This is a genomic window from Streptomyces sp. NPDC057137 (assembly GCF_042670825.1).
Lineage (GTDB): Bacteria > Actinomycetota > Actinomycetes > Streptomycetales > Streptomycetaceae > Streptomyces.
This window is the reverse complement of record NZ_JBHUUW010000025.1, coordinates 46,543-72,445: the sequence shown is the minus strand read 5'-3', so window position 1 is coordinate 72,445 and position 25,903 is coordinate 46,543. Positions and strand designations below refer to the sequence as shown.

Annotated in this window: 25 protein-coding genes; 16 read left to right on the top strand and 9 right to left on the bottom strand. The window is 70.7% G+C overall.

All coding sequences use genetic code 11. The features are described from left to right. Positions 1 to 91: 91 nt before the first annotated feature. Positions 92 to 298 carry a hypothetical protein gene (locus ACFT9I_RS20970; RefSeq protein ID WP_382566262.1) on the top strand — a complete coding sequence of 69 codons (207 nt, stop codon included), beginning with the start codon at positions 92 to 94 and terminating at the stop codon, positions 296 to 298. Further along, a complete protein-coding gene (gene ppk2, locus ACFT9I_RS20965; RefSeq protein ID WP_382566261.1) occupies positions 285 to 1,265 on the top strand; it encodes a polyphosphate kinase 2 in 981 nt (326 codons plus the stop codon). Before ACFT9I_RS20970 ends, ppk2 begins: the two co-directional genes overlap by 14 nt. Before the next feature lie 25 nt (positions 1,266 to 1,290). Here the strand turns inward: ppk2 and ACFT9I_RS20960 are convergent, their stop codons facing one another. Together ACFT9I_RS20960 and ACFT9I_RS20955 are read right to left on the bottom strand one after the other, a co-directional pair. Beyond that, positions 1,291 to 2,451 (bottom strand): phosphatidylserine/phosphatidylglycerophosphate/cardiolipin synthase family protein, encoded by a 1,161-nt coding sequence (locus ACFT9I_RS20960; protein WP_382566260.1) that lies wholly within the window; start codon positions 2,449 to 2,451, stop codon positions 1,291 to 1,293. A gap of 162 nt (positions 2,452 to 2,613) precedes the next feature. Further along, positions 2,614 to 3,225 (bottom strand): phosphoribosylanthranilate isomerase, encoded by a 612-nt coding sequence (locus ACFT9I_RS20955; RefSeq protein ID WP_382566259.1) that lies wholly within the window; start codon positions 3,223 to 3,225, stop codon positions 2,614 to 2,616. Positions 3,226 to 3,282: 57 nt separating this feature from the next. On the opposite strand from ACFT9I_RS20955, the gene ACFT9I_RS20950 reads away from it, so the two are divergent. Next, positions 3,283 to 4,272 carry an AMP-binding protein gene (locus tag ACFT9I_RS20950; RefSeq protein WP_382566257.1) on the top strand — a complete coding sequence of 330 codons (990 nt, stop codon included), beginning with the start codon at positions 3,283 to 3,285 and terminating at the stop codon, positions 4,270 to 4,272. Here the strand turns inward: ACFT9I_RS20950 and ACFT9I_RS20945 are convergent. Next, on the bottom strand, positions 4,259 to 5,560 hold the full coding sequence (locus ACFT9I_RS20945; RefSeq protein ID WP_382566255.1) for a M6 family metalloprotease domain-containing protein: 1,302 nt from the start codon (positions 5,558 to 5,560) through the stop codon (positions 4,259 to 4,261). The two genes, ACFT9I_RS20950 and ACFT9I_RS20945, sit on opposite strands and share 14 nt — an antisense overlap. A gap of 260 nt (positions 5,561 to 5,820) precedes the next feature. On the opposite strand from ACFT9I_RS20945, the gene ACFT9I_RS20940 reads away from it, so the two are divergent. Both ACFT9I_RS20940 and ACFT9I_RS20935 read left to right on the top strand, forming a co-directional pair. Next, the gene (locus ACFT9I_RS20940) at positions 5,821 to 6,471 is read left to right on the top strand and encodes a TetR/AcrR family transcriptional regulator (RefSeq protein ID WP_382566252.1); all 651 of its coding nucleotides are present in this window, start codon (positions 5,821 to 5,823) and stop codon (positions 6,469 to 6,471) included. Between the two features lie 237 nt (positions 6,472 to 6,708). Further along, positions 6,709 to 8,256, top strand: a complete 1,548-nt coding sequence (locus ACFT9I_RS20935) for an MFS transporter (RefSeq protein ID WP_382566250.1) — start codon at positions 6,709 to 6,711, stop codon at positions 8,254 to 8,256. A gap of 115 nt (positions 8,257 to 8,371) precedes the next feature. Here the strand turns inward: ACFT9I_RS20935 and ACFT9I_RS20930 are convergent, their stop codons facing one another. After that, entirely contained in the window at positions 8,372 to 8,869 is a 498-nt protein-coding gene (locus ACFT9I_RS20930) for a MarR family winged helix-turn-helix transcriptional regulator (protein WP_382566248.1), read from the bottom strand. A gap of 105 nt (positions 8,870 to 8,974) precedes the next feature. Between ACFT9I_RS20930 and ACFT9I_RS20925 the strand changes: the two genes are divergently transcribed. The 5 genes from ACFT9I_RS20925 to ACFT9I_RS20905 all read left to right on the top strand — a co-directional run bounded on the left by ACFT9I_RS20925 (position 8,975) and on the right by ACFT9I_RS20905 (position 14,540). Further along, on the top strand, positions 8,975 to 9,757 hold the full coding sequence (locus ACFT9I_RS20925) for a dioxygenase (RefSeq protein WP_382566246.1): 783 nt from the start codon (positions 8,975 to 8,977) through the stop codon (positions 9,755 to 9,757). A 170-nt stretch (positions 9,758 to 9,927) separates the two neighbouring features. Further along, on the top strand, positions 9,928 to 11,217 hold the full coding sequence (locus ACFT9I_RS20920) for a sugar ABC transporter substrate-binding protein (RefSeq protein ID WP_382566244.1): 1,290 nt from the start codon (positions 9,928 to 9,930) through the stop codon (positions 11,215 to 11,217). A gap of 52 nt (positions 11,218 to 11,269) precedes the next feature. After that, positions 11,270 to 12,217, top strand: a complete 948-nt coding sequence (locus tag ACFT9I_RS20915) for a carbohydrate ABC transporter permease (protein ID WP_382566319.1) — start codon at positions 11,270 to 11,272, stop codon at positions 12,215 to 12,217. Beyond that, the gene (locus ACFT9I_RS20910) at positions 12,214 to 13,041 is read left to right on the top strand and encodes a carbohydrate ABC transporter permease (protein WP_382566242.1); all 828 of its coding nucleotides are present in this window, start codon (positions 12,214 to 12,216) and stop codon (positions 13,039 to 13,041) included. The genes ACFT9I_RS20915 and ACFT9I_RS20910 overlap by 4 nt, the downstream gene beginning before the upstream one ends. Further along, positions 13,038 to 14,540, top strand: coding sequence for a glycoside hydrolase family 3 N-terminal domain-containing protein (locus ACFT9I_RS20905; protein WP_382566240.1), 1,503 nt, complete (start codon positions 13,038 to 13,040; stop codon positions 14,538 to 14,540). Before ACFT9I_RS20910 ends, ACFT9I_RS20905 begins: the two co-directional genes overlap by 4 nt. Positions 14,541 to 14,717: 177 nt before the next feature. Here ACFT9I_RS20905 and ACFT9I_RS20900 read toward each other — a convergent pair whose 3' ends face one another. Next, complete coding sequence (locus ACFT9I_RS20900; RefSeq protein ID WP_382566238.1) at positions 14,718 to 14,864, bottom strand: hypothetical protein; 147 nt, start codon at positions 14,862 to 14,864, stop codon at positions 14,718 to 14,720. Between the two features lie 148 nt (positions 14,865 to 15,012). On the opposite strand from ACFT9I_RS20900, the gene ACFT9I_RS20895 reads away from it, so the two are divergent. Further along, a complete protein-coding gene (locus ACFT9I_RS20895; protein ID WP_382566237.1) occupies positions 15,013 to 16,008 on the top strand; it encodes an RNA polymerase sigma factor RpoD/SigA in 996 nt (331 codons plus the stop codon). 83 nt (positions 16,009 to 16,091) lie between these two features. Here the strand turns inward: ACFT9I_RS20895 and ACFT9I_RS20890 are convergent, their stop codons facing one another. Then, the gene (locus ACFT9I_RS20890) at positions 16,092 to 17,066 is read right to left on the bottom strand and encodes a helix-turn-helix transcriptional regulator (protein ID WP_382566317.1); all 975 of its coding nucleotides are present in this window, start codon (positions 17,064 to 17,066) and stop codon (positions 16,092 to 16,094) included. Between the two features lie 62 nt (positions 17,067 to 17,128). Here ACFT9I_RS20890 and ACFT9I_RS20885 point away from each other — a divergent pair, with 62 nt between their 5' ends. From ACFT9I_RS20885 to ACFT9I_RS20870, 4 genes are all read left to right on the top strand, one after another. Then, positions 17,129 to 18,646 carry an MFS transporter gene (locus ACFT9I_RS20885; RefSeq protein WP_382566235.1) on the top strand — a complete coding sequence of 506 codons (1,518 nt, stop codon included), beginning with the start codon at positions 17,129 to 17,131 and terminating at the stop codon, positions 18,644 to 18,646. Positions 18,647 to 19,181: 535 nt separating this feature from the next. Beyond that, the gene (locus ACFT9I_RS20880; protein ID WP_382566233.1) at positions 19,182 to 19,943 is read left to right on the top strand and encodes a DeoR/GlpR family DNA-binding transcription regulator; all 762 of its coding nucleotides are present in this window, start codon (positions 19,182 to 19,184) and stop codon (positions 19,941 to 19,943) included. Then, on the top strand, positions 19,936 to 20,904 hold the full coding sequence (gene pfkB / locus ACFT9I_RS20875; protein WP_382566231.1) for a 1-phosphofructokinase: 969 nt from the start codon (positions 19,936 to 19,938) through the stop codon (positions 20,902 to 20,904). Before ACFT9I_RS20880 ends, pfkB begins: the two co-directional genes overlap by 8 nt. A gap of 34 nt (positions 20,905 to 20,938) precedes the next feature. Further along, positions 20,939 to 22,930, top strand: a complete 1,992-nt coding sequence (locus tag ACFT9I_RS20870; RefSeq protein WP_382566230.1) for a fructose-specific PTS transporter subunit EIIC — start codon at positions 20,939 to 20,941, stop codon at positions 22,928 to 22,930. Positions 22,931 to 22,947: 17 nt separating this feature from the next. On the opposite strand, the gene ACFT9I_RS20865 is transcribed toward ACFT9I_RS20870, so the two are convergent. Both ACFT9I_RS20865 and ACFT9I_RS20860 read right to left on the bottom strand, forming a co-directional pair. Further along, on the bottom strand, positions 22,948 to 23,772 hold the full coding sequence (locus ACFT9I_RS20865) for a DUF6227 family protein (RefSeq protein ID WP_382566228.1): 825 nt from the start codon (positions 23,770 to 23,772) through the stop codon (positions 22,948 to 22,950). 146 nt (positions 23,773 to 23,918) lie between these two features. Continuing rightward, complete coding sequence (locus ACFT9I_RS20860; protein ID WP_382566226.1) at positions 23,919 to 24,950, bottom strand: P1 family peptidase; 1,032 nt, start codon at positions 24,948 to 24,950, stop codon at positions 23,919 to 23,921. 81 nt (positions 24,951 to 25,031) lie between these two features. Here ACFT9I_RS20860 and ACFT9I_RS20855 point away from each other — a divergent pair, with 81 nt between their 5' ends. Beyond that, positions 25,032 to 25,274 carry a hypothetical protein gene (locus tag ACFT9I_RS20855; protein WP_382566224.1) on the top strand — a complete coding sequence of 81 codons (243 nt, stop codon included), beginning with the start codon at positions 25,032 to 25,034 and terminating at the stop codon, positions 25,272 to 25,274. 60 nt (positions 25,275 to 25,334) lie between these two features. Here ACFT9I_RS20855 and ACFT9I_RS20850 read toward each other — a convergent pair whose 3' ends face one another. Further along, positions 25,335 to 25,841, bottom strand: a complete 507-nt coding sequence (locus tag ACFT9I_RS20850) for an MscL family protein (protein ID WP_382566222.1) — start codon at positions 25,839 to 25,841, stop codon at positions 25,335 to 25,337. Between the last annotated feature and the right edge of the window lie 62 nt (positions 25,842 to 25,903).

The following is a 25,903-nucleotide window of genomic DNA, read 5'->3' as shown; positions in this document are numbered from 1 at the left end:
CTTGTCAAGATCGAGCCCTATGTAAGGATGAGCCAGTCGCCCGGCAATGGGCCGCGCGGCCCGTACGACTCCCTTCCCTGGATGGTCTTGGATGCAGAGCTCTCAGCGTCGTATCGTCCGAACCGCGCCTCTTCCCGCCGCAGATGAGTCCGTTTCGCGTCCGCAGCACAGCGACCTCTTCCTGGAGGCGCACTACACCATCGACCTTCCCCCCCTCGACGACGAGGCGGACTTCGACGGCACCACCGTCCCCGACCCCGGCGCCTACCGGGGAGGGCGCCCGCATGCCGGCGGGTGAGAAGGGCCAGGACGACGGGCCGGACGTCCTACTGGACGGGCTGACCGTCGACGACCGGAACCCCGAGCAGCCCGTCCTGCTCGACAAGTCCGGCCGCCCTGTACAGACATGGCGGCAGAACTACCCGTACGACAAGAAGATGCGCCGCCGCGAGTACGAGCGGACGAAGCGCACGCTCCAGATCGAACTGCTCAAGTTCCAGCGCTGGGTGAAGGACACCGGCCGGCGGGTGGTGGTGGTCTGCGAGGGCCGGGACGCCGCGGGCAAGGGCGGCACCATCCAGCGGTTCACCGAGCGGCTCAACCCGCGTGGTGCCCGCGTGGTGGCCCTGGAGAAGCCCACCGAGCGAGAAGCGGGGCAGTGGTACTTCCAGCGGTACGTGGCGCATCTGCCGTCCGCCGGGGAGATCGTCTTCTTCGACCGCTCCTGGTACAACCGGGCCGGCGTCGAGCGGGTGATGGACTTCTGTACGCCGGAGCAGTACGAGCACTTCCTGCGCCAGGCGCCCCAGTTCGAGCGGATGCTCACCGACGACGGCGTCCTGCTCGTGAAGTTCTGGTTCTCGGTCTCGCACGACGAGCAGCGCACGCGCTTCGCGATCCGCCAGATCGACCCCGTACGGCAGTGGAAGCTCTCGCCCACCGACCTCGCGTCGCTGGACCTCTGGGACGCGTACACCGCCGCGAAGGTCGACATGTTCCGGGCCACCGACACGGCGCACGCGCCCTGGAGCGTGGTCAAGAACAACGACAAGAAGCGGGGGCGGCTGGAGGCCATGCGCAGCCTGCTGTGGCGGATGGACTACGACCGGAAGGACGAGGCGCTCCTCGGCGTACCCGACCCGCTCATCGTCGGCCCGGCCGACACCCTGCTCGAAGAGGGCGAGGAGAGCACCGACCTGTCCCCGACACCGCTCGCCGGCCACACCCACGGCCCCGGCGACCACCCGGCGGAGCCCACGAGCTGAACGGGGGGTTCCGCGGAGCTGTCTCTCAGAGATAGCGGCGGATCGGGACCACGGACGCCTCCCGGGCCCGCTGGACCAGCGAGCGCCGCTTCCAGCGGCCCGGCGCGATCGGCTCGCTCACCGTCAGATCCTCCTCGAAGTGCCCGTCCAGCGTGGCCGTGAAGGCGGTGTCCAGTACGGCGAGCATGACCTCCTCGTCGTGGTCCATCGAACGCCGGTTGAAGTTCGTCGACCCGATCAGCGAGGCGATCGAGTCGACGGTGATGACCTTCGCGTGCATCATCGTCGGCCGGTACTGGTAGATCTTCACGCCGCACGCCGTCAGATCCTCGTAGTACCGCTGTCCGGCCAGCAGACAGACCCGCTTGTCCGTGTGCGGCCCCGGCAGCAGGATCTCCACCGAGACCCCGCGCCGGGCCGTCGCGCACAGCAGCTCCACGAAGTAGTCGTCCGGCGCGAAATACGCCGTCGCCAGCCGTACGCGCTCCTCCGCCGACTCCAGCATCACCCGGATCAGGGTCTGCATGTCCTGCCAGCCGAAGCTGGCCGACCCGCGCACCACCTGCACGATCGCGTCGCCGTGCGCGTCCTGGGCGACGAACCGGTCGTGTTCGTCGAACATCTCGTCCTGGCACTCCGCCCAGTTCTGGGTGAACGCGGCGGCGATCCCGTCCACCGCGGCCCCCTGGACGCGCACGTGCGTGTCGCGCCACTCGCTCTCGTTCCGCGCGTCGCCGCACCACTCCTCGGCGATGCCCACACCACCGGTGAACGCGGTCGTCTCGTCCACGACGAGCACCTTGCGGTGGCAGCGGTGGTTCTGCTTGAGGGGCGACAGGTACAGCGGCTTGCGGAACCAGGCCACCCGCACCCCGGCCCGCTCCATCGCCTCCAACTGGTCCTTCTCGATCAGCCGGCTGCCGAAGCCGTCGAGCAGCAGCCGCACCCGCACCCCGGCGCGCGCCCGCTCGCCGAGCGCCTGCGCGAACTCGTGGGCGATGTCGCCGCGCCAGTAGACGAACGTCATCATGTCGACGGTGTGCTCGGCGCCGCGGATGCTCTCCAGCATCGACGCGAAGATCGCGTCGCCGTTCCGCAGCGGGACGAGCGCGTTGCCCTCGGTCATGGCGATGCCGATCAGCCGCTCCAGGCGCCGCCGTATGCGCCGGATCTTCTCGGTGGTCATCGGGTCACCGTCACCGATCTGACCGGCCGGGAGAACGGCGGCGGGGAGAACAGACGTGTGCAGAGCAAGGGAGGAACCCCTTTCGGGTCGGATCCGGTCCTGGGCGTGTCCGCACGCCCTACGACCGGGTGCCCCTCTCCCGACCCGCCACGCTCGCTGTGTTCAGTAACGCATTCCGCCCACGGCGGTGAGGAACTTCTCGATGAGCCGGACGTCCTTCACACCCCGGCTGCTCTCCACCCCGCTCGACACGTCGACGCCCCACGGCCGCAGCGCCGTCGCGGCGTCCACGACGTTGTCCGGCGAGAGACCGCCCGACAGCACCCACGACCCCGTCGGCCGCTCGGGCAGCGACTCCGGGGACCAGCGCTCGCCGGAGCCCGGCACCGGTGAGTCGATGATGAGCATGTCCTCGCCGTACGCGCCCGCCGTCAGCGGAGCGCCCGACGCGGGCGAGGTGGCGCGGATCAGCCGGAATCCGTCGGCGCGCAGCGCGGCGAAGGCCTCGGGCGGTTCCCCGCCGTGCAGTTGGACGGTGTCCGCGCCCGCCTCGGCCGCCGCCCGGCGCACCTCCTCCAGCGGCTCACCGCGGAAGACCGCGACCTTGGCGACACCGGGCGGCACGAGCGCGGCGAGCGGACGGGCCTCGGCGGGGGACAGCCGCCGGGGGCTCGTCGTCAGGATGAACCCGACGGCGGAGGCCCCGGCGGCCACGGCGGCCTCGACCTCGGCGGGCTTCCGCAGACCGCAGACCTTGACGTACAAGTGGTGCAACTGGAGCTCCTCGCTCGACGGACTTAACGCGAGGGTACGAAGAAAGCGAGCCGTACGTTGCCGCACACCGCCGCCCTGACCGCCCCCGGGGCGCCCTTCGAGGTCGTACGCGCCGAGAACGGCTCGCTCATGTACGCGGACGGGCCGCGCACCCTGCGGGAGTTCGTGGAGACGACCTGGGCGTACGGGCAGCGGCCCTTCCTCGTCGGCGGCGACGGGGCCCACCTCCTTACGTACGGTGATTTCTTCGCCGCCGCGACCATGCTGGCCAACCGCTTCGTGGACACCTACGGCCTGCGGCCGGGCGACCGGGCCGCCGTCGTGATGGGCGACCGCCCCGACTGGCCGACCGCCTTCTGGGCCACGCAGCTCGCCGGGCTGGTCGCCGTACCGCTCGACGCGGCGTGGACCGGGGACGAACTGGGCCGCGTACTGGACCACTGCGCGCCCCGCGTGCTGCTCGTGGACGACGAGCGGCTGCCGGTCGTCGCGGGGTGGGCGGAGCGCGAGCGGGCACGCGTCGTGGTCCTCGGCTCGCGGGACCTGCCCGACCCCGATCCGTACGCGGCCCCGCCCGACATCGAGATCCGGGCCGAGGACGACGCCACCCTCGTCTACGCGTCACCGGCGGACCCCCTGCGGGGCGCCGTCACCACCCAGCTCGCGCAGGCGGGCGCCGCGATGGACGCCCGCTTCCGGGCCGCCGCCGAGGCGCTCGAACGCGGCGAACTGCCGGGTCTCGGCCCGGCCCCCGTCACGCGGCTGCCACGCCCCTTCTCCGGCCCCGAGGCGCTCGCCGAGGTGTACGGCGCGATGGCGGCGGGCGGCGCGCTGGTCCTGGACGGCACGGCGGAACGGCCGGCGGAGCAGTCCGAAGCGACGCTCCGGGCCACGCCCACCGTCGAGTCGCCCACCGTCGAGTCACGCGTCGTGGCGGAGACCGGTGAACGCTGGCTGCGCGGTCAGTCGCTCCCGTACGCCTACTGGCGCGACGCGCGGGCCACCGCCGAGGCGTTCACCCCCGACGGCTGGTTCAGGACCGGCTGATCCGGACCCGGTAGCCGCCGTCCCCGCTCTTGCCGAGCACCGCGACGCTGACGCCGCTGTCCCGGTCCCGGAACGTCTCCCCGGGCCCGTACGGCGCGTCCGACAGCTCCGCGTGGACGTTGGGCCGCCGCGTACACCCGCCGCTGCGCTCCTCGCTGTCGGAGACGGTCACCGGACCGCGCCCGGTGTCGACGTCGGACTCGACCCGGTAGACCAGCACGCCGGGCTTGCAGACGGCCTCGTCGTTGCCCGCGCGGGTGCGGACCTCGACGGCGAAGCCGGAGTCCTCGGAGAGCGGTACGAACGCCAGCTTGTGACCGCCCCCGGTGGCCAGCGGGGTGAGGTCGTGCTCGCTGTCGCCGGGGGCCGACGCGCAGCTGATCTGGTCGTTGTCGAGCCAGCCGAGCTTCCACTTGTGCCAGCCCAGCAGGTCGTTGTTGGCCCCCCAGTCCTCGGACATGATGTCCCAGTGCCCGACCGTGCCGCCGCCGTCCATCGTGTAGAGGTCGGGGAGGCCGAAGACGTGGCCGTTCTCGTGCGGCAGGACGCGGTAGCCGGTCCGCGCGTACGACCCCGAGCCGTCGTCCTGTCTGCTGTAGACGAAGGACGTGTTGGAGAGCGGGACGCCGTCCGCCTTCGGGGCCTCGCCGTTGCCGGAGAACGTCACGGACAGGACGGTGTCGAGGGCCGAGGGGCCGGCGTTGGGGGTGACGAGGATGTTGACCAGGTCGTACTCGCCGAAGTCCACCTCGGGGTCGGCCGCCGTCACGATGTCCTGGACGAGGCGCCGGTAGCCGGGCTCGTACGGCGCGCCGCGCTCTATCCCGTACTCCTCGAACGGCAGCGGCATCCGGAGCCAGTCCTTCAGGGGGGCCTCGGGCCGGTAGTCGAGCCGCCCGTACGAGCTGGTGCGGAACCACTGCGAGGTCTGCGGGAAGAACTCGCCGAGCCGGTCGGCGGCGCTGCCGGGACCCGGCGCGTCGGAGAAGTCGACCATCAGGTTGAGCGCGCGGACCGTGCCGGTCGAGCGGGAGTAGCCGGCGGGGGTGGGCACGCCCTCGGACATCTGCACGCCGGTGGCGGTGGCGATACGGCACGGGGCGAGCGTCGCGTCGTGCGCGGTGGAGACCGGCCCGGCTGAGGCGCGGGTGGGCAGCGGGAGGGTCGCGCTGGCGGTGGTGAGGGCGGCGAGGGTCAGGGCGGCGAGTGCGGCGAGCGCGCCGAGCCGGCGGGGTCTGGCGTGGCGGCCGTGACCTGCGGTTCCGCGTATCCGACGGGTGTGCTTCATCGGCCGCCTTCGGGTCAGCGGCAGTCGTCCGTGCTGACTGCTCTCCGTTCGATCACCCTGCGACGGGCGGCGTGTCGGCGCTCGCTGGGTGCGCCGATCGTGGGGTTTTCCGCGTGGGTGACCCAGCTCACACGTCCCGGTGAAATAACCGGGGACGACTTCCCCGTTTGCACCCGTGTCAAGGAAAGCGGGGACACCTTCCCCACTTCCGTGAACAGAGCGAACCGAGTGACCCGAGTTGACCGAGGGAAGGGCCCGTCGTGACGACCGTTGCCGAATCCGATACGCGTCGCGTTCCGCGTCCGCGAGCGGACGCTCTGCGCAACAGGGAGCGCATCGTGGCGGCGGCCCGCGAGATCCTCGTGGAGTCGGGCCCCGACGTGCCGCTCGACGAGATCGCTCGTCGCGCGGGCGTCGGCAACGCGACGCTCTACCGCCACTTCCCCGACCGTTCCACTCTTATCCTGGAGGTGGTGCATTCCGTCATGGCGCGCACCGCCGACCAGGCCGAGCGGATGGCGGCCGAGGAGGCCGACGCGTTCGTGGCGCTCAGCCGCTTCGTCCACGCGGCGGCCGACGAGAGGATCGGCGCGCTGTGCCCGCTCCTCTCCGGCAGTTTCAACGGAGACCTCCCTCACCTGCACGCGGCGCGCGAACGCCTCGAAGGGGCCGTCGAAGGCCTCATGGAGAAGGCGCGCGCGACAGGCAGGCTGCGCACCGACGTCGCGGTCGGTGACCTGATGGTCGCGCTCTCCCAGCTCACCCGTCCGCTGCCCGGTATCGGCTGTCTGAACATCGACCGCTTCACGCACCGGCATCTACAGCTGTTCCTCGACGGCCTGGAGGCGCCCGCGCGCTCCGAGCTGCCGGGTGCGGCGGCGACTCTGGAGGACCTGCGCCACGGTCGATGACGACGTGTGACGCGCCCCCGGACCAAGAACTTCTGTCGACCACGTCACACCAGGACGTAACACCAGTACGTGACACCGCCGGGTGTCACCGGCACCTAGGACCACTACGTCACGCCGCCGGCCTCGACCAAGCCGGGCGGCTACTCCCGAACCAGTAACGCGTAACCCGCGCGTAGGGCCGACCAGTGCGTCCCCGCGCCCGTTATGAACTCTTCGTACACATAGGCGGCCTCACCCATGTCAAAAACAGCCGAGACCCGGCTCCCGGACCCCCAGGTCCCCGATTCGGTCCCTGATCCCAATCGCTGGAAAGCCCTGGTGTTCATCGCCCTGGCCCAGCTGATGGTCGTGCTCGACGCGACGATCGTGAACATCGCGCTGCCCTCCGCCCAGCAGGACCTGGGCATATCGGACGGCAACCGCCAGTGGGTCATCACCGCCTACGCGCTCGCCTTCGGCGGTCTGCTGCTCTTCGGCGGACGCATCGCCGACCTGTGGGGACGTAAGCGCACCTTCACCGTCGGTCTGCTCGGCTTCGCCGCCGCGTCCGCCATCGGCGGCGCCGCGACCAGCGAGGCCATGCTGCTCGGCTCGCGCGCCCTCCAGGGTGCGTTCGGCGCGCTTCTCGCGCCCGCCGCGCTCTCCCTGCTCGCCGTGACGTTCGGTGATCCCAAGGAGCGCGCCAAGGCGTTCGGCATCTTCGGTGCGATCGCCGGTGGCGGTGGCGCGGTCGGTCTGATCCTCGGCGGATTCCTCACCGAGTACCTGGACTGGCGCTGGACCTTCTTCGTCAACATCCCGTTCGCGATCGTGGCCGCCGTCGGCGCCTACTTCGTGATCCGGGAGCCCGCGGGCGGCCGTAACCGCAACCCGCTCGACATCCCCGGTGTCTTCCTGTCCACGCTGGGCCTGGTGGCGCTGGTGTACGGCTTCACGCGCGCCGAGTCCGAGGGCTGGTCCGACCCGACGACGATCGGCATGTTCGTCGCCTCCGCCGTACTGCTGGCCACGTTCGTCGCGGTGGAGGCACGGGTGAAGTCCCCGCTGCTGCCGCTGCGCGTCCTGATGGAGCGCAACCGCGGTGGTGTCTACCTCTCGCTGGGCCTGGCCATCATCGGCATGTTCGGTCTGTTCCTCTTCCTGACCTACTACCTCCAGGTCGTGAAGGGCTACTCGCCGGTCCAGACCGGCTTCGCGTTCCTGCCGATGATCGTGGGCATGATCACGGGCTCCACCCAGATCGGCGCCCGGCTGATGACCCGCGTGCCGCCGAGGCTGCTGATGGGCCCCGGCTTCCTGGTCGGCGCGACCGGCATGCTGCTGCTGACGCAGCTTTCGCTCGACACCTCGTACGCCGGGCTGATCCTGCCGGCGCTGCTGCTGCTCGGTCTCGGCATGGGTACGGCGTTCATGCCGGCCATGTCCCTCGCGACGCACGGCATCGAGCCGCGTGACGCGGGCGTCGCCTCGGCGATGGTCAACACCTCGCAGCAGGTCGGCGGCGCCATCGGTACGGCGCTGCTGAACACCGTGGCCGCCTCCGCCACCACCGCGTACGTCGCGGCGAACGCGGCGGGCGCCAACAACCCGAAGCTCCTGGAGCTGCAGGCGATGGTGCACGGCTACGCGAGCGCCATCTGGTGGGCGGTCGGCATCCTGGTCGTCGCCGCCGGAATCGCCTTCACGTTCATCAACACCGGCCGTCCGGGGAGCACCCAGGTCGCCAAGGGCGAGGGTGCCGACGCCTCGGCGGAGGACGTCCAGGTCCCGGTGGTCATGCACTGACGGTCCGGGCGGTGACGCACCGGCCCTCGCCGGTCGTCACCCACCGACCCCCTCGCCGGTGGTCATGCACTGACCCTCGGCAGCACGACGAGAACTGCCCTGGTGCCGCTGTTCCTCAGCGGCGCCAGGGCAGATCCGCGTCCGTACCGTCCGGCTGAAGCCCCTCCGCGAGCACCCGCATGATCTCCCCGAGCTGGGTCACCTGCTCGGGGCCGAGCCGGTCGAAGATCGCCTGCCGTACGGCGGAGACATGGCCGGGCGCCGAGCGCTTCAGTACGGCGTCGCCCTCGTCCGTCAGGATCGCGTTCTGCCCGCGCTTGTCGGAGGGGCAGTCCTCGCGGCGCACCCAGCCGTTCTTCTCCAGCCGGGCTATCGCGTGCGAGAGCCGGGACCGGGTGATCTTGGCGTTCTTGGCCAGCTGGGTCATCCGCAGCTGGCGGTGCGGGGCGCGGGCCAGATGCACGAGCAGCGCGTAGTAGATGTGCGGCATGCCGGCGTCACGTTGCAACTGGCGGTCGAGATGATCCTCCAGCAACGTGGTGGCCTGCAGATACGCCTGCCAGACGCCCTGCTCCTCGGCGCTGAGCCAGCGTGGCTGCCCGTCGCTCTCCATGCTCCCCACTCTACGTGCTCCTTGAAAGTTGAACTAGATGGAAGTAAGGTCCGGCTCAGTAAGTGCTTTAAGGTTCAAGTAGATCGTGACCGGCAGGGAGACGCCATGACCAGCACAGCGGAGCGCATGCCCGCCCTCTACCTCTCCCACGGCGCCCCGCCCCTCGCCGACGACCCCCTCTGGCCCGGACAACTCGCCGCGTGGTCCGCCGACCTGCCGCGCCCCCGGGCGATCCTGATCGTCTCAGCCCACTGGGAGGAGGCGCCGCTCGCCCTCGGTGCCACCGAGACCCTGCCGCTGGTGTACGACTTCTGGGGCTTCCCCGAGCACTACTACCAGGTGCGGTACGCCGCCCCCGGCGCCCCCGGCCTCGCCGACTCCGTCGAGAAGCTGCTGCGCGGCCCGGGCACCCCCGTACAGCGCGTCCCCGACCGCGGGCTCGACCACGGGGCGTACGTCCCGCTCGTCGAGATGTTCCCCGGCGCCGACATCCCGGTCCTCCAGATCTCCATGCCGACGCTCGACCCGCGCCAACTCCTCGCGATCGGCCGCAAGCTGGCCCCGCTGCGGGACGAGGGCGTCCTCGTCGTCGGCAGCGGCTTCTTCACCCACAACCTGGCCGCGCTGCGCCACCAGGGACCCGGAGTCCCGGGCTGGTCGGCCGAGTTCGACGCCTGGGGCCGGGAGGCGCTGCTCGCGCGCGACGTCGACGCGCTGCTCGACTTCGCCCACAAGTCCCCGGCAGGGCCGCTCGCCCACCCGCGTACCGAGCACTTCGCGCCGCTGTTCGTGACGCTCGGCGCGGCGGAGGACGAGCTGGACACCGTACGTAACGTCATCGACGGCTTCTGGATGGGTCTGGCCAAGCGGTCGGTCCAGTTCGGCTGATCCCTCTGATCCCTCGTCGGCCGATCCACCGGCCGATCCGTCAGTGGTCGGTCCAATGGCAGACGGGTTCAGATAGGCAACGGTTCGACATCCCCTGGCCGACGGCACTTGACCGGGCAATCCGGGCTCCGTACGTTCCTGTGGTCTAGACATCCTGTTAGGGAGCGGCCATGCGGAAACATGTCATCGGGGCCCTTGTCGTCACCATGGCGCTCGGACTCTCTGCCTGCGGCAGCGGGGACTCGGGCGGGGACGGCGGCGAAACGTCGGGCAAGGGCAAGACCCTGACCGTATGGATCATGGAGGGGACCAACCCGGACCCCAAGCCCTTCTTCAACGAGGTCGCCGCGGCCTTCAAGAAGAAGACGGGCGCCACGGTCAAGGTCGAGTACCAGCAGTGGGCCACCGCGCAGAAGAAGTTCACCACCGCGATCGAGGGCGGACCGAGCCAGGTCCCCGACGTCGCCGAGGTCGGCACCACCTGGATCCCGCAGTTCGCCGAGACCGGCGGCCTCGTGGACGTGACCGACAAGGTGAAGGAATCCGGGCTGGGCGACGACCTGGTCGAGGGCCTGGCCGACGCGGGCACGCTGGACGGCAAGCAGTACGGCATGCCCTGGTACGCCGGTGTCCGCGGCCTCCTCTACCGCAAGGACATCTTCGAGAAGCACAACCTCAAGGCCCCGACCACCTGGAAGGAACTGCGCGACACCGCGCTGGTCCTGAAGGAGAAGGAGCCGGGCATGATCCCGTTCCCGGTCGCGGGCGGCGCGGAGATGTTCGCGACCCCGTTCATCTGGGGCGCCGGCGGCGAACTGGCCGTCGACGAGGGCGGCAAGTGGAAGTCCGGCATCAACTCCCCGGAGTCGGTCAAGGGCATCACGTACTACACCGACCTCGCGAAGAAGGACAAGCTGTCCCCGGCGAAGGTCACCACCTGGACCGAGAAGGAGGTGGCGACCGACTTCCAGAAGGGGAAGGTGGCCATGACCCTCTCCGGCAACTGGACGCCCAAGGCGTTCGTCCAGGCAGCCCCCGACCTGGAGGGCAAGCTCGCAGCGGCGCCCATCCCGGGTGAGACCGGCGGCATGAGCAAGTCCTTCCTGGGCGGCTCGTACCTCTCCACCTTCAAGGGCGAGAACCAGGACCTGGCCTGGGAGTACGTCAAGCTCGTCACCACCGGCGAGTTCGCCACCAAGTGGGCCGAGCAGACGAACTACTTCCCCGGTCAGAACTCCCTCCTCAAGGAGGTCCAGGCGAAGGCAGACCCGCTCGTCGCGCCGTTCGCCAAGCAGATGACCGAGGCCGGCGCGACCGTGCCCAAGACCCCCGCGTACGGCCAGATCCAGGCCACGCAGGTCGTCACGAAGATGATCCAGTCGATCCTGACGGACAAGCAGACCGTGCAGGAGGCCGCGGACCAGGCCGCCGAGGAGATGGACAAGATCTTTGCCTCCTGAGTCAGTCATCGAAGACTCGGCGCACGACGACGTGGCCGCGACGACCTCCCCTGTGAAGTCGTCGCGGCCGCGCGGCCCGCGTCCGGGCCCGACGCTGCGCCGCAAGCAGCTCGGTCGCACCACCCGCCCCTGGCTGCTGCTCCTGCCGTCCCTCGTGGTGCTGGCGGGTCTGCTCCTGTGGCCGCTGGTCAAGGTCGGCATCCTGTCCGTCCAGGACTACGAGGTGAAGTTCGGCGGCGGAGTCGGCACGTACACCGGCTTCGACCACTACAAGGACCTGCTCACCGACGGCGATCTGTGGCGCACGGTCCTGCCCAACACCGTGTTCTTCGCGGTCGCCTGCGTGGCGCTCACCGTCGCGCTCGGCACCCTCGCGGCCCTGCTGCTCCAGCGGCTCGGCACGACCTGGCGGGTCATCTGCTCCACCGCGATCATGGCGGCCTGGGCGATGCCCGCCGTCACCGGCACCTACGTCTGGGTGTGGCTGTTCTCGGCCGGCGACGGAATGATGAGCCAGCTCGCCGGCTCGCTCGGGCTCATCGACCCCGAGACCACGAACTGGTTCACCGAGCGGCTGTCCTTCTACGCCATCGCCACCCTCAACGTGGTGCACCACGGCTTCCCGTTCGTCGCCATCACCGTGCTCGCGGGGCTGATGACCATCCCCAAGGAGCTGTACGAGGCGGGGATGATCGACGGCGCCAACGCCTGGCAGCGGTTCTGGAAGATCACAGTGCCCACCATCAAGCCGATCTTCCTCGTCGTCACCATCCTGTCGACCATCTGGGACTTCAAGGTCTTCACCCAGATCTATCTGATGCCGGGCGGCGCGGGCAGCAACGAAGAGGTCCTCAACCTGGGCGTGTGGTCCTACCAGCAGGCGTTCGCCCTGAACGACTACGGCGCGGGAGCGGCCACCGCCGTACTCCTCACCCTGCTCCTGCTGCTGATCACGATCGTCTACATCCGAACCCTCTTCAAGGAGAGTGACGACCTGTGACCCGCACGACGACCGCCGGGCGGATCGGGCTCGCTGTCGCGGTGTTCGCGCTGCTGGTCTTCACGCTGTTCCCGGTGTACTGGATGGTCAGCACCGCGCTCGACCCCAACGCGATCACCCGTGGCGCCGACGTCCTGCCGAGCGGGATCAGCTTCGAGCACTTCAGCTACATCTTCGACCGGGGCAACTTCGGTCAGTTCCTGACCAATTCGATGATCGTCGGGCTCGGCACCATCCTGGTCTCCGGGCTGCTGGCGCTGTTCGCCGCCGTGGCCGTCGCCCGCTTCCGGTTCCGGTTCCGCACCTCGGTGCTGATCATGGTGCTGATCGTGCAGATGGTCCCGCTGGAGGCGCTCGTCATCCCGCTCTTCCTACAGATGCGGGACTACGAACTCCTCAACAGCCTCATCGGACTGACCGTCGTCTACATCGCGCTGTCACTGCCGTTCGCGATCTGGACGCTGCGCGGCTTCGTCGCGACGGTGCCCAAGGAGGTCGAGGAGGCCGCGTATCTGGACGGCTGCTCGTGGCCGCGGATGTTCTGGTCCGTCCTGCTGCCGCTGGTCGCGCCGGGACTCGTCGCCACCAGCGTGTTCGCCTTCATCACCGCGTGGAACGAGTTCGTCTTCGCGTACACCTTCATGAAGGACGGCTCCAAGTACACGGCGGCCGTGGGCCTGTTCCAGTTCTTCGGCGAGAACTCCACGTCCTGGGGCCCGGTCATGGCCGGCTCCACCCTCATCACCCTGCCGGTGCTGATCTTCTTCATCATCGTGCAGCGGCGGCTGGCCTCCGGACTGGCGGCCGGGGCGGTCAAGGGATGACCGCCCGGGATTCCGCCGGCGGGGTCCTGCGCCTGGTCAACTCCGTCCTGCTGCCCGGCTTCCACGGCACCGAGCCGCCCGCGTGGCTGCTCGGCGCCGTGGACGACGGGCTGGCGGGCGTCGTGTACTTCGCGCACAACGTGCCCGACCCCAAGACCGCCGCCGCCCTCTCGGCCACCCTGTACGCCCGCCGCGCCGACCTGATCGTCGCGAGCGACGAGGAGGGCGGCGACGTCACCCGCCTGGAGGCCGCGACCGGCTCCTCGTACCCCGGCAACGGCGCCCTCGGCGAGGTCGACGACACCGACGTCACCGAACGGGTCGCCCGCGCCATCGGCCACGACCTGCGCGCGGCGGGCATCGGCCTGAACCTCGCGCCCGACGTGGACGTCAACGCCGACCCGGACAACCCGGTCATCGGCATACGCGCCTTCGGCTCGGACGCCGCCCTGGTGGCCCGGCACTCCGCCGCGTACGTCACCGGCCTCCAGTCCGCCGGTGTCGCGGCCTGCGCAAAGCACTTCCCGGGCCACGGCGACACGGCGGTCGACTCGCATCTGCGCGTGCCCCAGCTGACCGCCGACCTCGACCTGCTCCGGCGGCGCGATCTGGTGCCGTTCACCGCCGCGATCCGGGCCGGCAGCCGCTGTCTGATGACCGGGCACATCAAGGCCCTCCCCTTCGGCGATGCCCCGGCCTCACTCAACCCGGAGGCTGCCCGGCTGGCCCGGGAAGAGCTGGGCTTCACCGGCGCCATCGTCACGGACGCCCTCGACATGGGCGCCGTCCTCGCCGACCCCGGCTTCGGCCCCGCCTGCGTCCAGGCCGTGCTCGGCGGCGCCGACCTGCTGTGCCTGGGGAACCCGGAGAGCGCGGAGGCCGCCGAGACCGCCTACACGTCGGCGCGCGACGCGCTCCTCGACGCCGTGGCGACCGGCGCGCTTCCCACGGAGCGTCTCGTGGAGGCCGGCCGCCGGGCCCGCGAACTGGCCCGGTGGATCGCCGAGGCCCGCGCCACGCCGCCGCCTCCCAAGGAGGACGCGCTGCCGCTCGCCGTGGCGCGTACCGCCCTGCGGGTACGCGGCAACGTGGCCCTCAGCTCGGCGCCGTACGTGATCGACCTGCGACAGCGCGTCAACCACGCGTCCGGCAGCCGCGCGCGGCACCTGAACCGGCTGCTGGCCGAGGCCATGCCCGGCCTGACCACCACCGGCGTACCGCCCGAAGGCCCGACCGCCGCCCGCGCGGACACCGCGCTCCAGGACTCCGCCGGCCACCCCCTGGTCGTCATCGCCAGGGAACCGCACCGGGACGCCGCGGAGATCGCGCTGCTGCGCGAACTGGTCGCACGCCGCCCGGACGCGGTCGTCGTCCTCACCGGCTGGCCGCACGCCGTGGACGCGCTGGCGGCCAACACGGTGGTGACGTACGGCTCGGCCCGCGTGAACGCCCAGGCGGCCGTGGAGCGCCTCCTGGGCGGCACCCCGCACGGGGGCTGACCCGGCTTCCGAACTGCCCGACTTCCCGACCGCACGACGCCTGCAGCAGGCCCCGGACCGCACCGGTCCGGGGCCTGCTGCACGTATGCAGGGCCCGCGCAACCCCGTAATGAGGTCAGAACGGACATCCTGAGCAACCTTTATGCGATGTGCGCCGTCTTCCGGGTAAGAGCGCAGCTACGGGCGGCGTTGTTGGGGAGTGAAGGTGGCGGTGTCGAAGGTGATCGGCGTCTCACGGGTGAAGCGGTGGTAAATGTCCGTGAGCGCCGTCGGATCGTCCTCGATTCCGGTTCTGACCAGCACTTTCGCCCAGCTTGGCACCATGCGTCCCCCCTCGGTGGCGGGACAGGGTACTGCATGATCACAAAAATGAGTGCACGCCTTGGGAATTCTGTCCGGATTCCAGTCGTTGTTTCCAACGGATGCAGGGCACCCGGGAGGGTGTCGCGACCGACTTAGTAAGGGAGCTCGCATGGCAACCCGTGCCGTCGCCCGTCGCACCGCCACCGGTGGTTCGAAAGCGGCAAGCAGTGTTCGCGCCGTAGGCGGGGAGATCGCCGACCGCGACCTGGTCGGCATGTACCTCGACGAGATCGCGCGTACGCCGCTGCTCGACGCCGCCAAGGAGGTCGAGCTGTCCCAGACCATCGAAGCGGGTGTGTACGCACAGCAGATTCTTGACGGAGGCGTGGAGAGCGAGGGTGCCGGTGCGCAGCACGAGGAGCTCGAAGCCCTCGTCGCCGCCGGTGAGCGCGCGAAGGACGTCTTCATACGCTCGAATCTCCGTCTCGTCGTCGCCGTGGCCCGCCGCTACCCGCGCAGTGGACTGCCTCTGCTCGACCTCATCCAGGAAGGCAACGCCGGCTTGGTCCGCGCGGTCGAGAAGTTCGACTACGCCAAGGGATTCAAGTTCTCCACCTACGCGACCTGGTGGATCCGCCAGGCCATCACCCGGTCCATCGCGGACCAGTCACGCACGATCAGGCTGCCCGTCCACCTCGTCGAGGAGCTCGGCCGTATCCGCAGGGTGCAGCGCGAGTTCAACCGTGAGAACGGGCGCGACCCCGACCCCACCGAGGTCGCCGCGGAGCTGGGCTCCAACGCCGCGCGTGTCACCGACGTCCTGGACTGGGCCCGTGACCCGGTCAGTCTGAACATGTCGGTGGACGACGACGGCGACACCCAGTTCGGCGATCTGCTGGAGGACACCTCGGCGATCTCGCCAGAGCAGTCCGTCCTCACGCTGCTGCGCAGCGAGGAGCTGGAAGACCTGATCGGCAGGCTCGACCACCGCACGGCCTCCATCATCAAGATGCGTTACGGCATCGAGGACGGCCGGGAGCGGACGCTCACCGAGGTGGGCAAGCAGCACGGCCTGACCCGCGAGCGGATCAGGCAGATCGAGAAGCACGCCCTTCTCGAACTGAAGAAGATGGCACACGACGTGGGCTTCGAATCCGCGGCGTGAGGCCCTGAGCCAGGGGGACCTACTTCCCCCCGCTGAACGGAGTCCCGGTACCCACCCCCCCGGTGCCGGGACTCCTCACGTACTCACGCGTCCCCGGCCCCCGCCGCACGCGTCAGCCGGCCCCCCAGCTCACCGATGTGCTCGATCAGCCGCGCCGGCTGACGGACTGTGAACTCGCAGTCCACCAGCGCCAGTCGGAGCGCCAGCCACTCCAGCGAATCGGCCGCGCTTCCCCGCAGCCGGCAGCTGTCCGGACCGGTCGGCTCCGGCACACCGAGCGAGGCCGGCAGCCGCGCCGCCACGAACTCGGCGGGCGCCGCGAAGCTCACGTCCAATTCCATCTGCGGCTGCGCCCGCGACATGGAGCTGCTCAGAAACTCCGCCGCGTCCCCCGTCGGCAGCTCACGAGGCGTGAAGCGGGCCCCCGTCGGATACGGCTCGCTGACCCGGTCGAGCCGGAACGTACGCCAGTCCTCCCGCCCCAGGTCGTACGCGACGAGATACCAGCGCCGGGCCGTCGACACCAGGCGGTACGGCTCGACCTGTCGCTTGGTCTCCGCGCCGTCCCCGGCGCGGTAGCCGAACCGCAGCCGCTCCGTACCGGTGATCGCGGCGGCGATGACCGTCAGCGTCCGCGGGTCCACACTCGCGGCGTCGCCCCGGACGAGCAGCGGTACCGTCGCGGCCTGCAGCGTGGAGACCCGGTGCCGCAGCCGCGACGGCAACACCTGCTCCAGCTTCGCCAACGCCCGTACGGACGCCTCCTCGACGCCCTCGATGGCATGCCCCGCACCGGCCCGCAGCCCCACCGCGATGGCCACGGCCTCCTCGTCGTCCAGCAGCAGCGGCGGCATGGCGGCGCCCGCGACCAGCCGGTACCCGCCGACCGCGCCCCTGCTGGCCTCGACCGGATAGCCGAGATCGCGCAGCCGGTCGATGTCCCGGCGAATCGTGCGCGGGCTGACGTCGAGACGCTCGGCCAGCTCGCTGCCCGGCCACTCGCGCGGGGTCTGGAGAAGCGACAGCAGATTCAGGAGTCGTGCCGGGGTGTCCGTCATACGTTCCAGAGTGGCAGCCATCTAGGACATGATCTGGCCTACATGGTGACTAGCTTTCTCGTATGACTTCTCCAGCGACTTCCCCGGTCGCCATACCCGACACCACCCCCGCCCCCGCGAAAGACGTGGGGCCCGCGACACCCCCGGGAGCCGCCGACCGCCGACGCTGGCTGGCGCTGGCGGTGGTCATGACCGCGGCCTTCATGGACCTGGTCGACGTCACCATCGTCAACATCGCCATTCCCAGCATCGAGCGGGACCTGTCGGCGACCTTCGGCTCGATCCAGTGGATCACCGCCGGATACGCGCTGGCCTTCGCCGCCGGACTGATCACGGGCGGCAGGCTCGGCGACATCTACGGCCGCAAGCGCCTCTTCCTCCTGGGCATCACCGGCTTCACCCTCGCCTCCGCGCTCTGCGGCTTCGCGGTGAACCCTGAGATGCTCGTCGCCTCCCGGCTCCTCCAAGGCGCGATGGCCGCGCTGATGGTGCCTCAGGTGCTCGCGATCATCCATGTCACCTTCCCCGCGCACGAACGCGGCAAGGTCTTCGGGATGTTCGGCGCGATTGTCGGCCTCGGCGCGGTCTCGGGGCCCCTGCTCGGCGCGCTGCTCACCCAGTGGAACCTCTTCGGCCTCGAATGGCGCCCGATCTTCCTGATCAACCTGCCCGTCGGCATCGCCGGCGTGATCCTGGGCCGCAAGTTCATCACCGAGTCCAAGGCCCCGAAGGCCCTGCGGCTCGACGTGGTCGGCGTCGTCCTGGTGACCGGTGCGCTGCTGATGCTGATCTACCCGCTCACCCGCGGCCGCGAGCTGGGCTGGCCGCTCTGGGGATACCTGTGCATGGCGGGCAGCCTCTTGGTGTTCGCGGCGTTCGTGGCGTACGAGAAGGTGAAGACCCGCAAGGACGGGTCGCCGCTGGTGGAACTGTCCCTGTTCAAGGTCAAGAGCTTCGCCGCGGGCATCGCCGTACAGCTCACCTTCGGCGTCACCCTCGGCATCTTCTTCCTGGTCTGGACGCTCTACATGCAGATCGGCCTCGGCTGGAGCCCGCTGCACGCCGGACTGACGGGGCTGCCGTTCTCGCTCGCGGTGTCGACAGCCGCGGGACTCTCCGTACAGAAGCTGGTCCCGCGCTTCGGCCGCAAGGTCCTCCAGACCGGCGCGCTGACGATGGCGGCGGGCGTACTGATCTACCTCTGGGAGGCGGGACGGTACGGCGCGGACATCAGCACCTGGCAGATGGTGCCGCCGCTGGTCGTGATGGGCCTCGGGATGGGCCTGATCGTGGCGCCCCTGACGGACGCGGTGCTCTCTGACGTCCCGCGCGAGCACTCGGGTTCGGCGTCCGGCCTGATCAACACGGTGCAGCAGATGGGGACCGCGCTGGGTCTCGGGCTGGTGTCGGTGGTCTTCTTCGGGGTGGTCGACGACCGCCGGGCGACGACGCCGGACGCGGTGGCGACGGCGTTCACGGACGGGTTCCAGAACGCGCTGTGGTGGGTGGCGGGGGTACTGGTGGGGATCTTCCTGCTGATGTTCGCGCTGCCGAGGCGACGGGTTGCGGTGGTGGGTTGACCGGTGCCGCCCGGTGGTCGGGTTGTCCTCAAGCGCCGGACGGGCTGGGTGGTTGCGGTGGTGGCCGGGTGCCGCTCCGGGGTCATGCCCGGACGGCATGATTTACGCCGCGTGCACGGCTCGTTGGCCCCGAGGGAACCGGGTGGTCCACGCGCCACAAATCAGCCTGAGTGTCCGGCCACGACCCCTGCGCGTCCCCCTTCCTCCGCGCAGACCGGCGGTAGGTGTGAACAGCGCCACGTGACGGCGTGAGGGGGCGGGGGCGCAGGAGGGGTGTGTTCGGACACTCAGGCTGACTTGTGCCGCGTGAACAAGAAGGCCACATCGGGTCCAACGAGCGTTGCACGCGGCGTAAGTCACGCCGTCCGGACATACCCCTCCGGAGACCCCGCACCCCGCCCGTCAGCCAACAACCGCACCCCGGAGGGCCCCCGCCCACGGCAACCGGACGCCCACATGTGTTTACTTCCGCGACCTCTCGCCGTAACGTGACCCCAAAACCACAGACTCGGGCACCGAACGGACTCAAACCCACATGTACGCACCAGAGCGGCAGCAAGAGATCCTGCGCCTCGCCCGCGAGGGCGGCCGCGTCGACGTGCTGTCGCTCGCCGAGGAGTTCCAGGTCACCGCCGAGACGGTACGCCGCGACCTCAAGGCGCTCGACCGCGCCGGTCTCGTACGCCGCGTGCACGGCGGCGCCATCCCCGCCGGCCGCCTCGACTTCGAGCCCGACCTCGCCGAGCGCGAGTCCACCGCCGCGCACGAGAAGGACCGCATCGCGCACGCCGCGCTCGCCGAACTGCCCCGCACCGGCAGCGTGATCCTCGACGCGGGCTCCACCGTCGCCCGGCTCGCCGCGGAGCTGCCGCTGGACAGCGAACTCACCGTCGTCACCCACGCGTTGCCCGTCGCCGCGCGCCTCGCCGACCACCCCGGCATCGACCTCCACCTCGTCGGCGGCAGGGTCCGGCACCGTACGCGCGCCGCCGTCGACGCGTGGGCCCTGCGCGCGTACGGCGAGATCCGCGCCGACGTCGTGTTCCTCGGCACCAACGGCTTCTCGCCGGACGGCGGCCTCACCACCCCCGACCTCGCCGAGGCGGCCGTCAAGGCCGCACTGGTCGTGGCGGCACGCCGAGTCGTCCTGCTGGCGGACTCGGCCAAGCACGGCCAGGAACACTTCGCCCGTTTCGCCCGCCTCGCCGACGTCGACCTGCTGATCACGGACAAGGAGCTGTCCCCCGCCGCGCGGTTGGCGATCGAGGCGACCGGCACGGAGGTCCTCAGTGTCTAGTCCGGGTCCCACGATCCTCACCGTCACCCCGAACCCCAGCCTGGACCGTACGTACGAGATACCCGCCCTGGACCGCGGCGAGGTCCTGCGTGCGACCGTCGAGCGGATGGACCCCGGCGGCAAGGGCGTCAACGTCTCGCGGGCGGTCGCGGCGGCCGGGCACCGTACCGTCGCCGTGCTGCCCCTCGGCGGCGCCCCCGGCGCGCTCGTCGCCCAACTCCTCGCCGGCCAGGGCATCGACGTCGCCTCCGTGCCCATCACCGGCGCGACCCGCTCGAACATCGCCCTCGCCGAACCGGACGGCACGCTGACGAAGATCAACGCGCCGGGCCCCGAACTCACCCCGGCCGAGTCGGAGGCGCTGCTGTCCGCCCTCAACGACCATGCCGTGGCGGCCGGCGACTGGATCGCCTGCTGCGGCAGCCTGCCGCGCGGGCTCGACCCCCGCTGGTACGCCCAACTCGTCGCCCGCGCCCACGCCGCCGGCGCCCGCATCGCGCTCGACACCTCCGGCGCCTCGCTGCTGGCGGCGCTCAAGGAGCGCCCGGACGTCGTGAAGCCCAACGCCGAGGAACTGGCCACCGCCGTCGGCCGCCCGCTGGCCACCGTCGGCGACGCGCTGAAGGCGGCGGAGGAACTGCTCGCGTACGGTGCCGGATCCGTCCTCGCCAGCCTCGGCGCCGACGGCCAGCTACTGGTCTCCGGCGCGGGCGCCCACTTCGCGAGCGCCCCCGTCGCCACCGTCCGCAGCAACGTCGGCGCCGGTGACGCCTCCCTCGCGGGCTTCCTCGCGGCGGGCGGCACCGGCCCGGACGCGCTGGCCTCGGCCGTCGCCCACGGCGCGGCCGCTGTCCAACTGCCGGGCAGCGTGATGCCGTCGCCCGCGGACCTCGACCCGGGGGCGGTCACCGTGTCCGCCGACATCCCCCTGAACCGTCCCCTCTCGGAGCCCGCCTCATGACCTCTCCCCGTACGTCCCCACGAAGGAGCCCGCGATGAGCGACATGATCACCGCGGACCTGGTCGACCTCGACCTGGCCGCAGAGACGAAGGAAGCCGCGGCCCGCTCGCTGGCCGAACGCATGGTGGCCCTGGGCCGGGTCACCGACCTGAACGGCTTCCTCGCCGATGTGGCCGCCCGCGAGGCGCAGATGCCGACCGGGCTCGACGGCGGGATCGGCATCCCGCACTGCCGCAGCGAACATGTCACCGAGCCGACCCTGGCGTTCGGCCGCCCGGCCGAGGGGATCGACTTCGGGGCGCCCGACGGCCCGGCGGACCTGATCTTCCTGATCGCGGCCCCGGCGGGCGCCGACGACGCGCACCTGTCGATCCTCTCGGCCCTGGCCCGCCGGCTGATGGACCCCGACTTCACGGCGGCGCTGCGCGCGGCGACGGACCCGGCGGCGACCGCGAGCCTGATCGGCGGCGGCACACCGCCGGAGGCGCCCGCCCCGGCGGTGGAGCCGGAACCGCCCGCCGAGGAAACCCCGCCCGCCGCCTTCCGTATCGTCGCCGTCACCTCCTGCCCCACCGGCATCGCGCACACCTACATGGCCGCCGAGGCCCTGGAACAGGCCGGCCAGGCCGAGGGCGTCGAGGTCGTCGTCGAACCGCAGGGTTCCGCCGGGTTCACCCGGATCGACCCCGCCGTCATCGCCGCCGCCGACGGCGTGATCTTCGCGCACGATGTACCGGTACGGGAGAAGGAACGCTTCGCCGGCAAGCCGACCGTCGACGTCGGCGTCAAGGCGGGCATCAACCGCCCCGCCGAACTGATAGCCGAGGTCCGCGGCAAGGCGGCCCGTGGCGAGACCACGGCCCCCGCCGGCACCGGCTCACCCGTCGACGAGGCGGGCGACCCCGGCGAGGGCTACGGCACCAAGCTGCGCAAGTGGCTGATGTCCGGCGTCAGTTACATGGTCCCCTTCGTCGCGGCCGGCGGACTCCTCATCGCCCTCGGCTTCGCCATCGGCGGCTACACCATCGACAAGGCGCCCTCCGTCGCCGAGCACTTCGTCTGGACGGACTCCACGAGCTGGGCGGCTCTGCTGTTCCAGGTCGGCGGTCTCGCGTTCAGCTTCCTGGTGCCGGTGCTGGCGGGCTACATCGCGTACGGGATGGCCGACCGCCCCGGTCTGGTCCCCGGCTTCGTCGGTGGCTCCATCGCGCTCACCATCAACGCGGGCTTCCTGGGCGGTCTGGCCGCCGGTCTGATCGCGGGTGGCACGGTCATGGCGATCCAGCGGGTCAAGGTGCCCGCCGCGCTGCGCGGCATCATGCCGGTGGTCGTCATCCCACTGATCTCCTCCGCGGTCGTCGGTTTCCTGATGTTCCTGGTGGTCGGCAAGCCGATAGCCGAGCTGCAGAAGGCCCTCACGGACTGGCTGTCGGGACTCTCCGGCACCAACGCGATCATCCTCGGCGTCGTCCTCGGCCTGATGATGTGCTTCGACCTGGGCGGACCGCTCAACAAGGTCGCCTACGCCTTCGCGGTCGGCGGCCTGGCCAACCCCAACGACGGCAGCCTGAAGGTGATGGCGGCCGTGATGGCGGCCGGCATGGTCCCGCCGCTCGCCATGGCGCTGGCCACCGTCGTACGCGGCGGCCTCTTCACCCGCACCGAACGCGAGAACGGCAAGGCCGCGTGGGTGCTCGGCGCCTCGTTCATCACCGAGGGCGCCATCCCGTTCGCCGCGGCCGACCCGCTGCGCGTCATCCCGTCGGCCATGGCGGGCGGCGCGGTCACAGGCGCGCTGTCGATGCTCTTCGAGTGCACCCTGCGGGCCCCGCACGGCGGGATCTTCGTGCTCCCGCTGATCGGCAATCCGGTGCTCTATCTGATCGCGATCCTGGCCGGTACGGCGGTCAGTGCCGCTCTGGTCATCCTGCTGAAGGGCATGGGCGGCCGCGGCGACGGCAAGAACCTGGACGGCGCCGCCGCCGCGGAGTCCGGGGCGGCGCCCAAGGTCCCGGCCACCGTCTGAGCGGCCGCCTCACCCGGTCATCTGACCCGCGCGCGGAGCTCCATCGCTTCGCGCGCGGCGCTCTGCGCGGCGTACACCTCACACATATGACGGCCGTCGGGCGTCGCCGTGTGCTCGACCTCCCACAGGCTCGTCTCCGTGCCGTCCAGCAGCAGGAACGCGTGTTCGTACAGCGTGAACCCCGCGTCCTTGCCCTCGACATGGCCGTGTCTGCCGAAGACCTGGGTGATCTGGTGGGCGAAGGCGGCCCGCAGCGGTCCCGCGACCTCCTCGCCCGGCCGGTCCACGTTCTCCGCGCGGCGCAGCACGCGGCGCGCGTGGTCGGCGGAGTTGTCCGGGAGGTACACCCGGGGCAGCGGTGTCTGGGGCGCCGTCAGCAGGTCGCTGAGCAGGTCGAGATCGGCCGCGAGGTCGGACTCGAAGCTCGGATCGAGACTGACACCGAGCCCCGACTCGAAACGGGACCCGAAGAGCGCATCGGAATCGGTGGCGGGATCGAGGGTTTTGGGGTCGATGGTGTGAGGGGAGGGGCGGCGCAGCCGGGAGGCGGCCAGCCGTACCTCGTACTCGTCGGTGTAGAGCTCGTGCTGTTCGGCGCCGTCGCGCCCGGTGTTGTGGACCAGCTCCCAGAGGGTGAGGGCGGTGCTGTCGGCAAGCAGGTATGTATGCCGGTAGGTCTCGCGATGCAGTCCCGCACTGTGGTGCGAGGATCGCAATGAACTGGCGTGTGCCAGAGCGGAGTCGAGCCGCTCGATCACGGCGTCGGGCAGATCGAAGGAGTTGAGTGCCCGACCCAGGAGACGCTCTAGATGCGTCTCGCTTGTCTCATACGGATCGTTCAAGGTGGGTCTCCAGGCCGTCGCCACATGTCACTTGGTGATTGCATAACGTAGCCCCTGGGACTGACATTGCGTCCCAAGTTTGGTAAAACGATTGGGGGCGCGCGAGAAGTTCCCTCAAGCCCCCCTCAACTCCCTTGCGCCGCCGGTCAGTCCGTGCCGTACAGATCGCGGTACGCGGGGAACGTACCGCCCGGCCCGTCGACACCCTCGGCCACCACCATCGCCCGCACGATCGCCCTGGTCACGGCGTCGGCCCCGGCCGCGAGCAGCTCGTTGAGCGCCAGCGGATCCGCGGTGTCGAGCGTGCGTTCCCCGGTGGCGAGCGTGAACACCGTGTCGCCGTCGTTGAGCAGATGTACAGGACGGACGGCGCGCGCGATGCCGTCGTGCGCCGTCCCCGCGAGCTTCTGCGCCTGTGCCTTGGAAAGGTCGGCGTCGGTCGCCACGACGGCCAGCGTGGTGTTCAGCGGAGGCCGTCCGTCGCGCTCGCGCGTCTCGGCGAGACGCGCGAGGGCCGCCTCGTGCACACCGGCCGCCGGATAGGCGGGACGGCCCTGGAAGTACCGCCCGTACAGCACGCCCGTCAGCGGATCGACCGCGGAGCCCGCCGCGTTCGCGACAACCAGCGCCGCGACGGTGATTCCGGACGCCAGCAGCACGCTCGCCGTACCGACGCCGCCCTTCAGCTGCCCCACCACGGCCCCGGTCCCGGCGCCCACCGCCCCCTCGGCGACCGGCGCCCCCGATTCGGTACGGTCCGCCGCCTCCACCGCCGCGCGGCCCGTGGAGGCGTCCGGGCGGGCCCGCCAGTCGCCGCCGCGCCCGAGGTCGAAGACGCAGGCGGCCGGGACGACCGGCACCACCTGGGACGGATCGGGCCCGACCCGGACACCCCGCCCCCGCTCCTCCAGCCACGCCATCACGCCGGCGGCGGAGTCGAGCCCGTACGCGCTGCCGCCGGTCAGCACGACCGCCTCGACGCGTTGCACCAGATTGCGGGGATCCAGCGCGTCCGTCTCGCGGGTGCCGGGACCCCCGCCCCGTACGTCCACGGCGGCGACCGCGCCGCCCTCCGGCGCGAGGACGACCGTCGTACCGGTGAGCGCCCGGTCCCCGCCCACCCGCGCGTGGCCGACCCGGATCCCCGCCACATCCGTCACTGCGTCATTGGTTGCCATGGGCCCCATGCGTACCACGAGGTCGGACCCCGCCACGGCGGATCACCCCGTCCGCCACGCCCACCCCCGTACTCTGGACACATGAGTACCGCCCGCACCCCCGGACCGCGTGACACCGTCACGGACCCGCCGCGACCGGCCCCGCCCAAGCCGGCGCCCCCGAAGCCGGGCCCGCCCAAGCCGCCGCTCGTTTTCGACGACCCGCTGGACCGGCAGTCCTCCGACGACACGGACTCCGGCTGGGGAGAACGGCCGGCCGCGAGCGGCAACAGCGCCGCCGACCTGGCCCGCTTCCTCGACGAGAAGCCGCCCCACCACATCTGAGCGCCCGGAGCCCGACCGCACCGGCCGGGGTCTGTCCCGCGATGATCCGCCGGACAGGCCCTACGGGGTGCCGCTCCGCTCCGGCCCACGCCGCTGAGCCACCAGGGCGTCCCTGATCTCCTTCAGCACCTCCAGCTCGCTCACCTCCATGACCTCCTCCACCTGCTCCTTGGCGGCCAGCAGCCTGGCACGCCTGGCCAGATACTTCGCCATCGGCAGGACCATCAGGAAGTACACGACGGCGGCGGTGATCAGGAAGCTGAGCGTCGAGCTGAGCACCGTCCCCCACATGATCGGGATGCCCGACACGACGTCGCCCGCGGCGTTCGTCTCGCACGGTTCCTGGAGGCATGAGGTGTAGCGGTCCAGGTCCTTGGTGCCGAACGCGCCGACGACCGGATTGATAACGCCCTTCACCAGGGAGTTCACCACGTTGGTGAACGCGGCGCCGATGACCACCGCGACCGCGAGGTCGATCACGTTGCCACGCGTCAGGAAGGCTTTGAAGCCCTCCAGCAAGCTGTCCTTCTTGTCGCTCACGAGTGAGCCCTTCGTCGTGTGTGCCATGGGGGTAGCGATCGGGACCGCCAATCGCCTTGACACCATGGGCAACTCGCGCCCCGGCTGTC

Bases quoted from the DNA above. Each gene is read 5' to 3' on its own strand.
- ACFT9I_RS20880 (WP_382566233.1), top strand. From the start codon at position 19,182: ATGTACGCACCAGAGCGGCAGCAAGAGATCCTGCGCCTCGCCCGCGAG.
- ACFT9I_RS20935 (WP_382566250.1), top strand. From the start codon at position 6,709: ATGTCAAAAACAGCCGAGACCCGGCTCCCGGACCCCCAGGTCCCCGAT.
- ACFT9I_RS20930 (WP_382566248.1), bottom strand. From the start codon at position 8,869: ATGGAGAGCGACGGGCAGCCACGCTGGCTCAGCGCCGAGGAGCAGGGC.
- ACFT9I_RS20925 (WP_382566246.1), top strand. From the start codon at position 8,975: ATGACCAGCACAGCGGAGCGCATGCCCGCCCTCTACCTCTCCCACGGC.
- ACFT9I_RS20900 (WP_382566238.1), bottom strand. From the start codon at position 14,864: ATGGTGCCAAGCTGGGCGAAAGTGCTGGTCAGAACCGGAATCGAGGAC.
- ACFT9I_RS20970 (WP_382566262.1), top strand. From the start codon at position 92: ATGCAGAGCTCTCAGCGTCGTATCGTCCGAACCGCGCCTCTTCCCGCC.
- ACFT9I_RS20905 (WP_382566240.1), top strand. From the start codon at position 13,038: ATGACCGCCCGGGATTCCGCCGGCGGGGTCCTGCGCCTGGTCAACTCC.
- ACFT9I_RS20960 (WP_382566260.1), bottom strand. From the start codon at position 2,451: ATGACCACCGAGAAGATCCGGCGCATACGGCGGCGCCTGGAGCGGCTG.
- ACFT9I_RS20890 (WP_382566317.1), bottom strand. From the start codon at position 17,066: ATGACGGACACCCCGGCACGACTCCTGAATCTGCTGTCGCTTCTCCAG.
- ACFT9I_RS20945 (WP_382566255.1), bottom strand. From the start codon at position 5,560: ATGAAGCACACCCGTCGGATACGCGGAACCGCAGGTCACGGCCGCCAC.
- ACFT9I_RS20850 (WP_382566222.1), bottom strand. From the start codon at position 25,841: ATGGCACACACGACGAAGGGCTCACTCGTGAGCGACAAGAAGGACAGC.
- ACFT9I_RS20860 (WP_382566226.1), bottom strand. From the start codon at position 24,950: ATGGCAACCAATGACGCAGTGACGGATGTGGCGGGGATCCGGGTCGGC.
- ppk2 (WP_382566261.1), top strand. From the start codon at position 285: ATGCCGGCGGGTGAGAAGGGCCAGGACGACGGGCCGGACGTCCTACTG.
- ACFT9I_RS20920 (WP_382566244.1), top strand. From the start codon at position 9,928: ATGCGGAAACATGTCATCGGGGCCCTTGTCGTCACCATGGCGCTCGGA.
- ACFT9I_RS20895 (WP_382566237.1), top strand. From the start codon at position 15,013: ATGGCAACCCGTGCCGTCGCCCGTCGCACCGCCACCGGTGGTTCGAAA.
- ACFT9I_RS20855 (WP_382566224.1), top strand. From the start codon at position 25,032: ATGAGTACCGCCCGCACCCCCGGACCGCGTGACACCGTCACGGACCCG.
- ACFT9I_RS20885 (WP_382566235.1), top strand. From the start codon at position 17,129: ATGACTTCTCCAGCGACTTCCCCGGTCGCCATACCCGACACCACCCCC.
- ACFT9I_RS20870 (WP_382566230.1), top strand. From the start codon at position 20,939: ATGAGCGACATGATCACCGCGGACCTGGTCGACCTCGACCTGGCCGCA.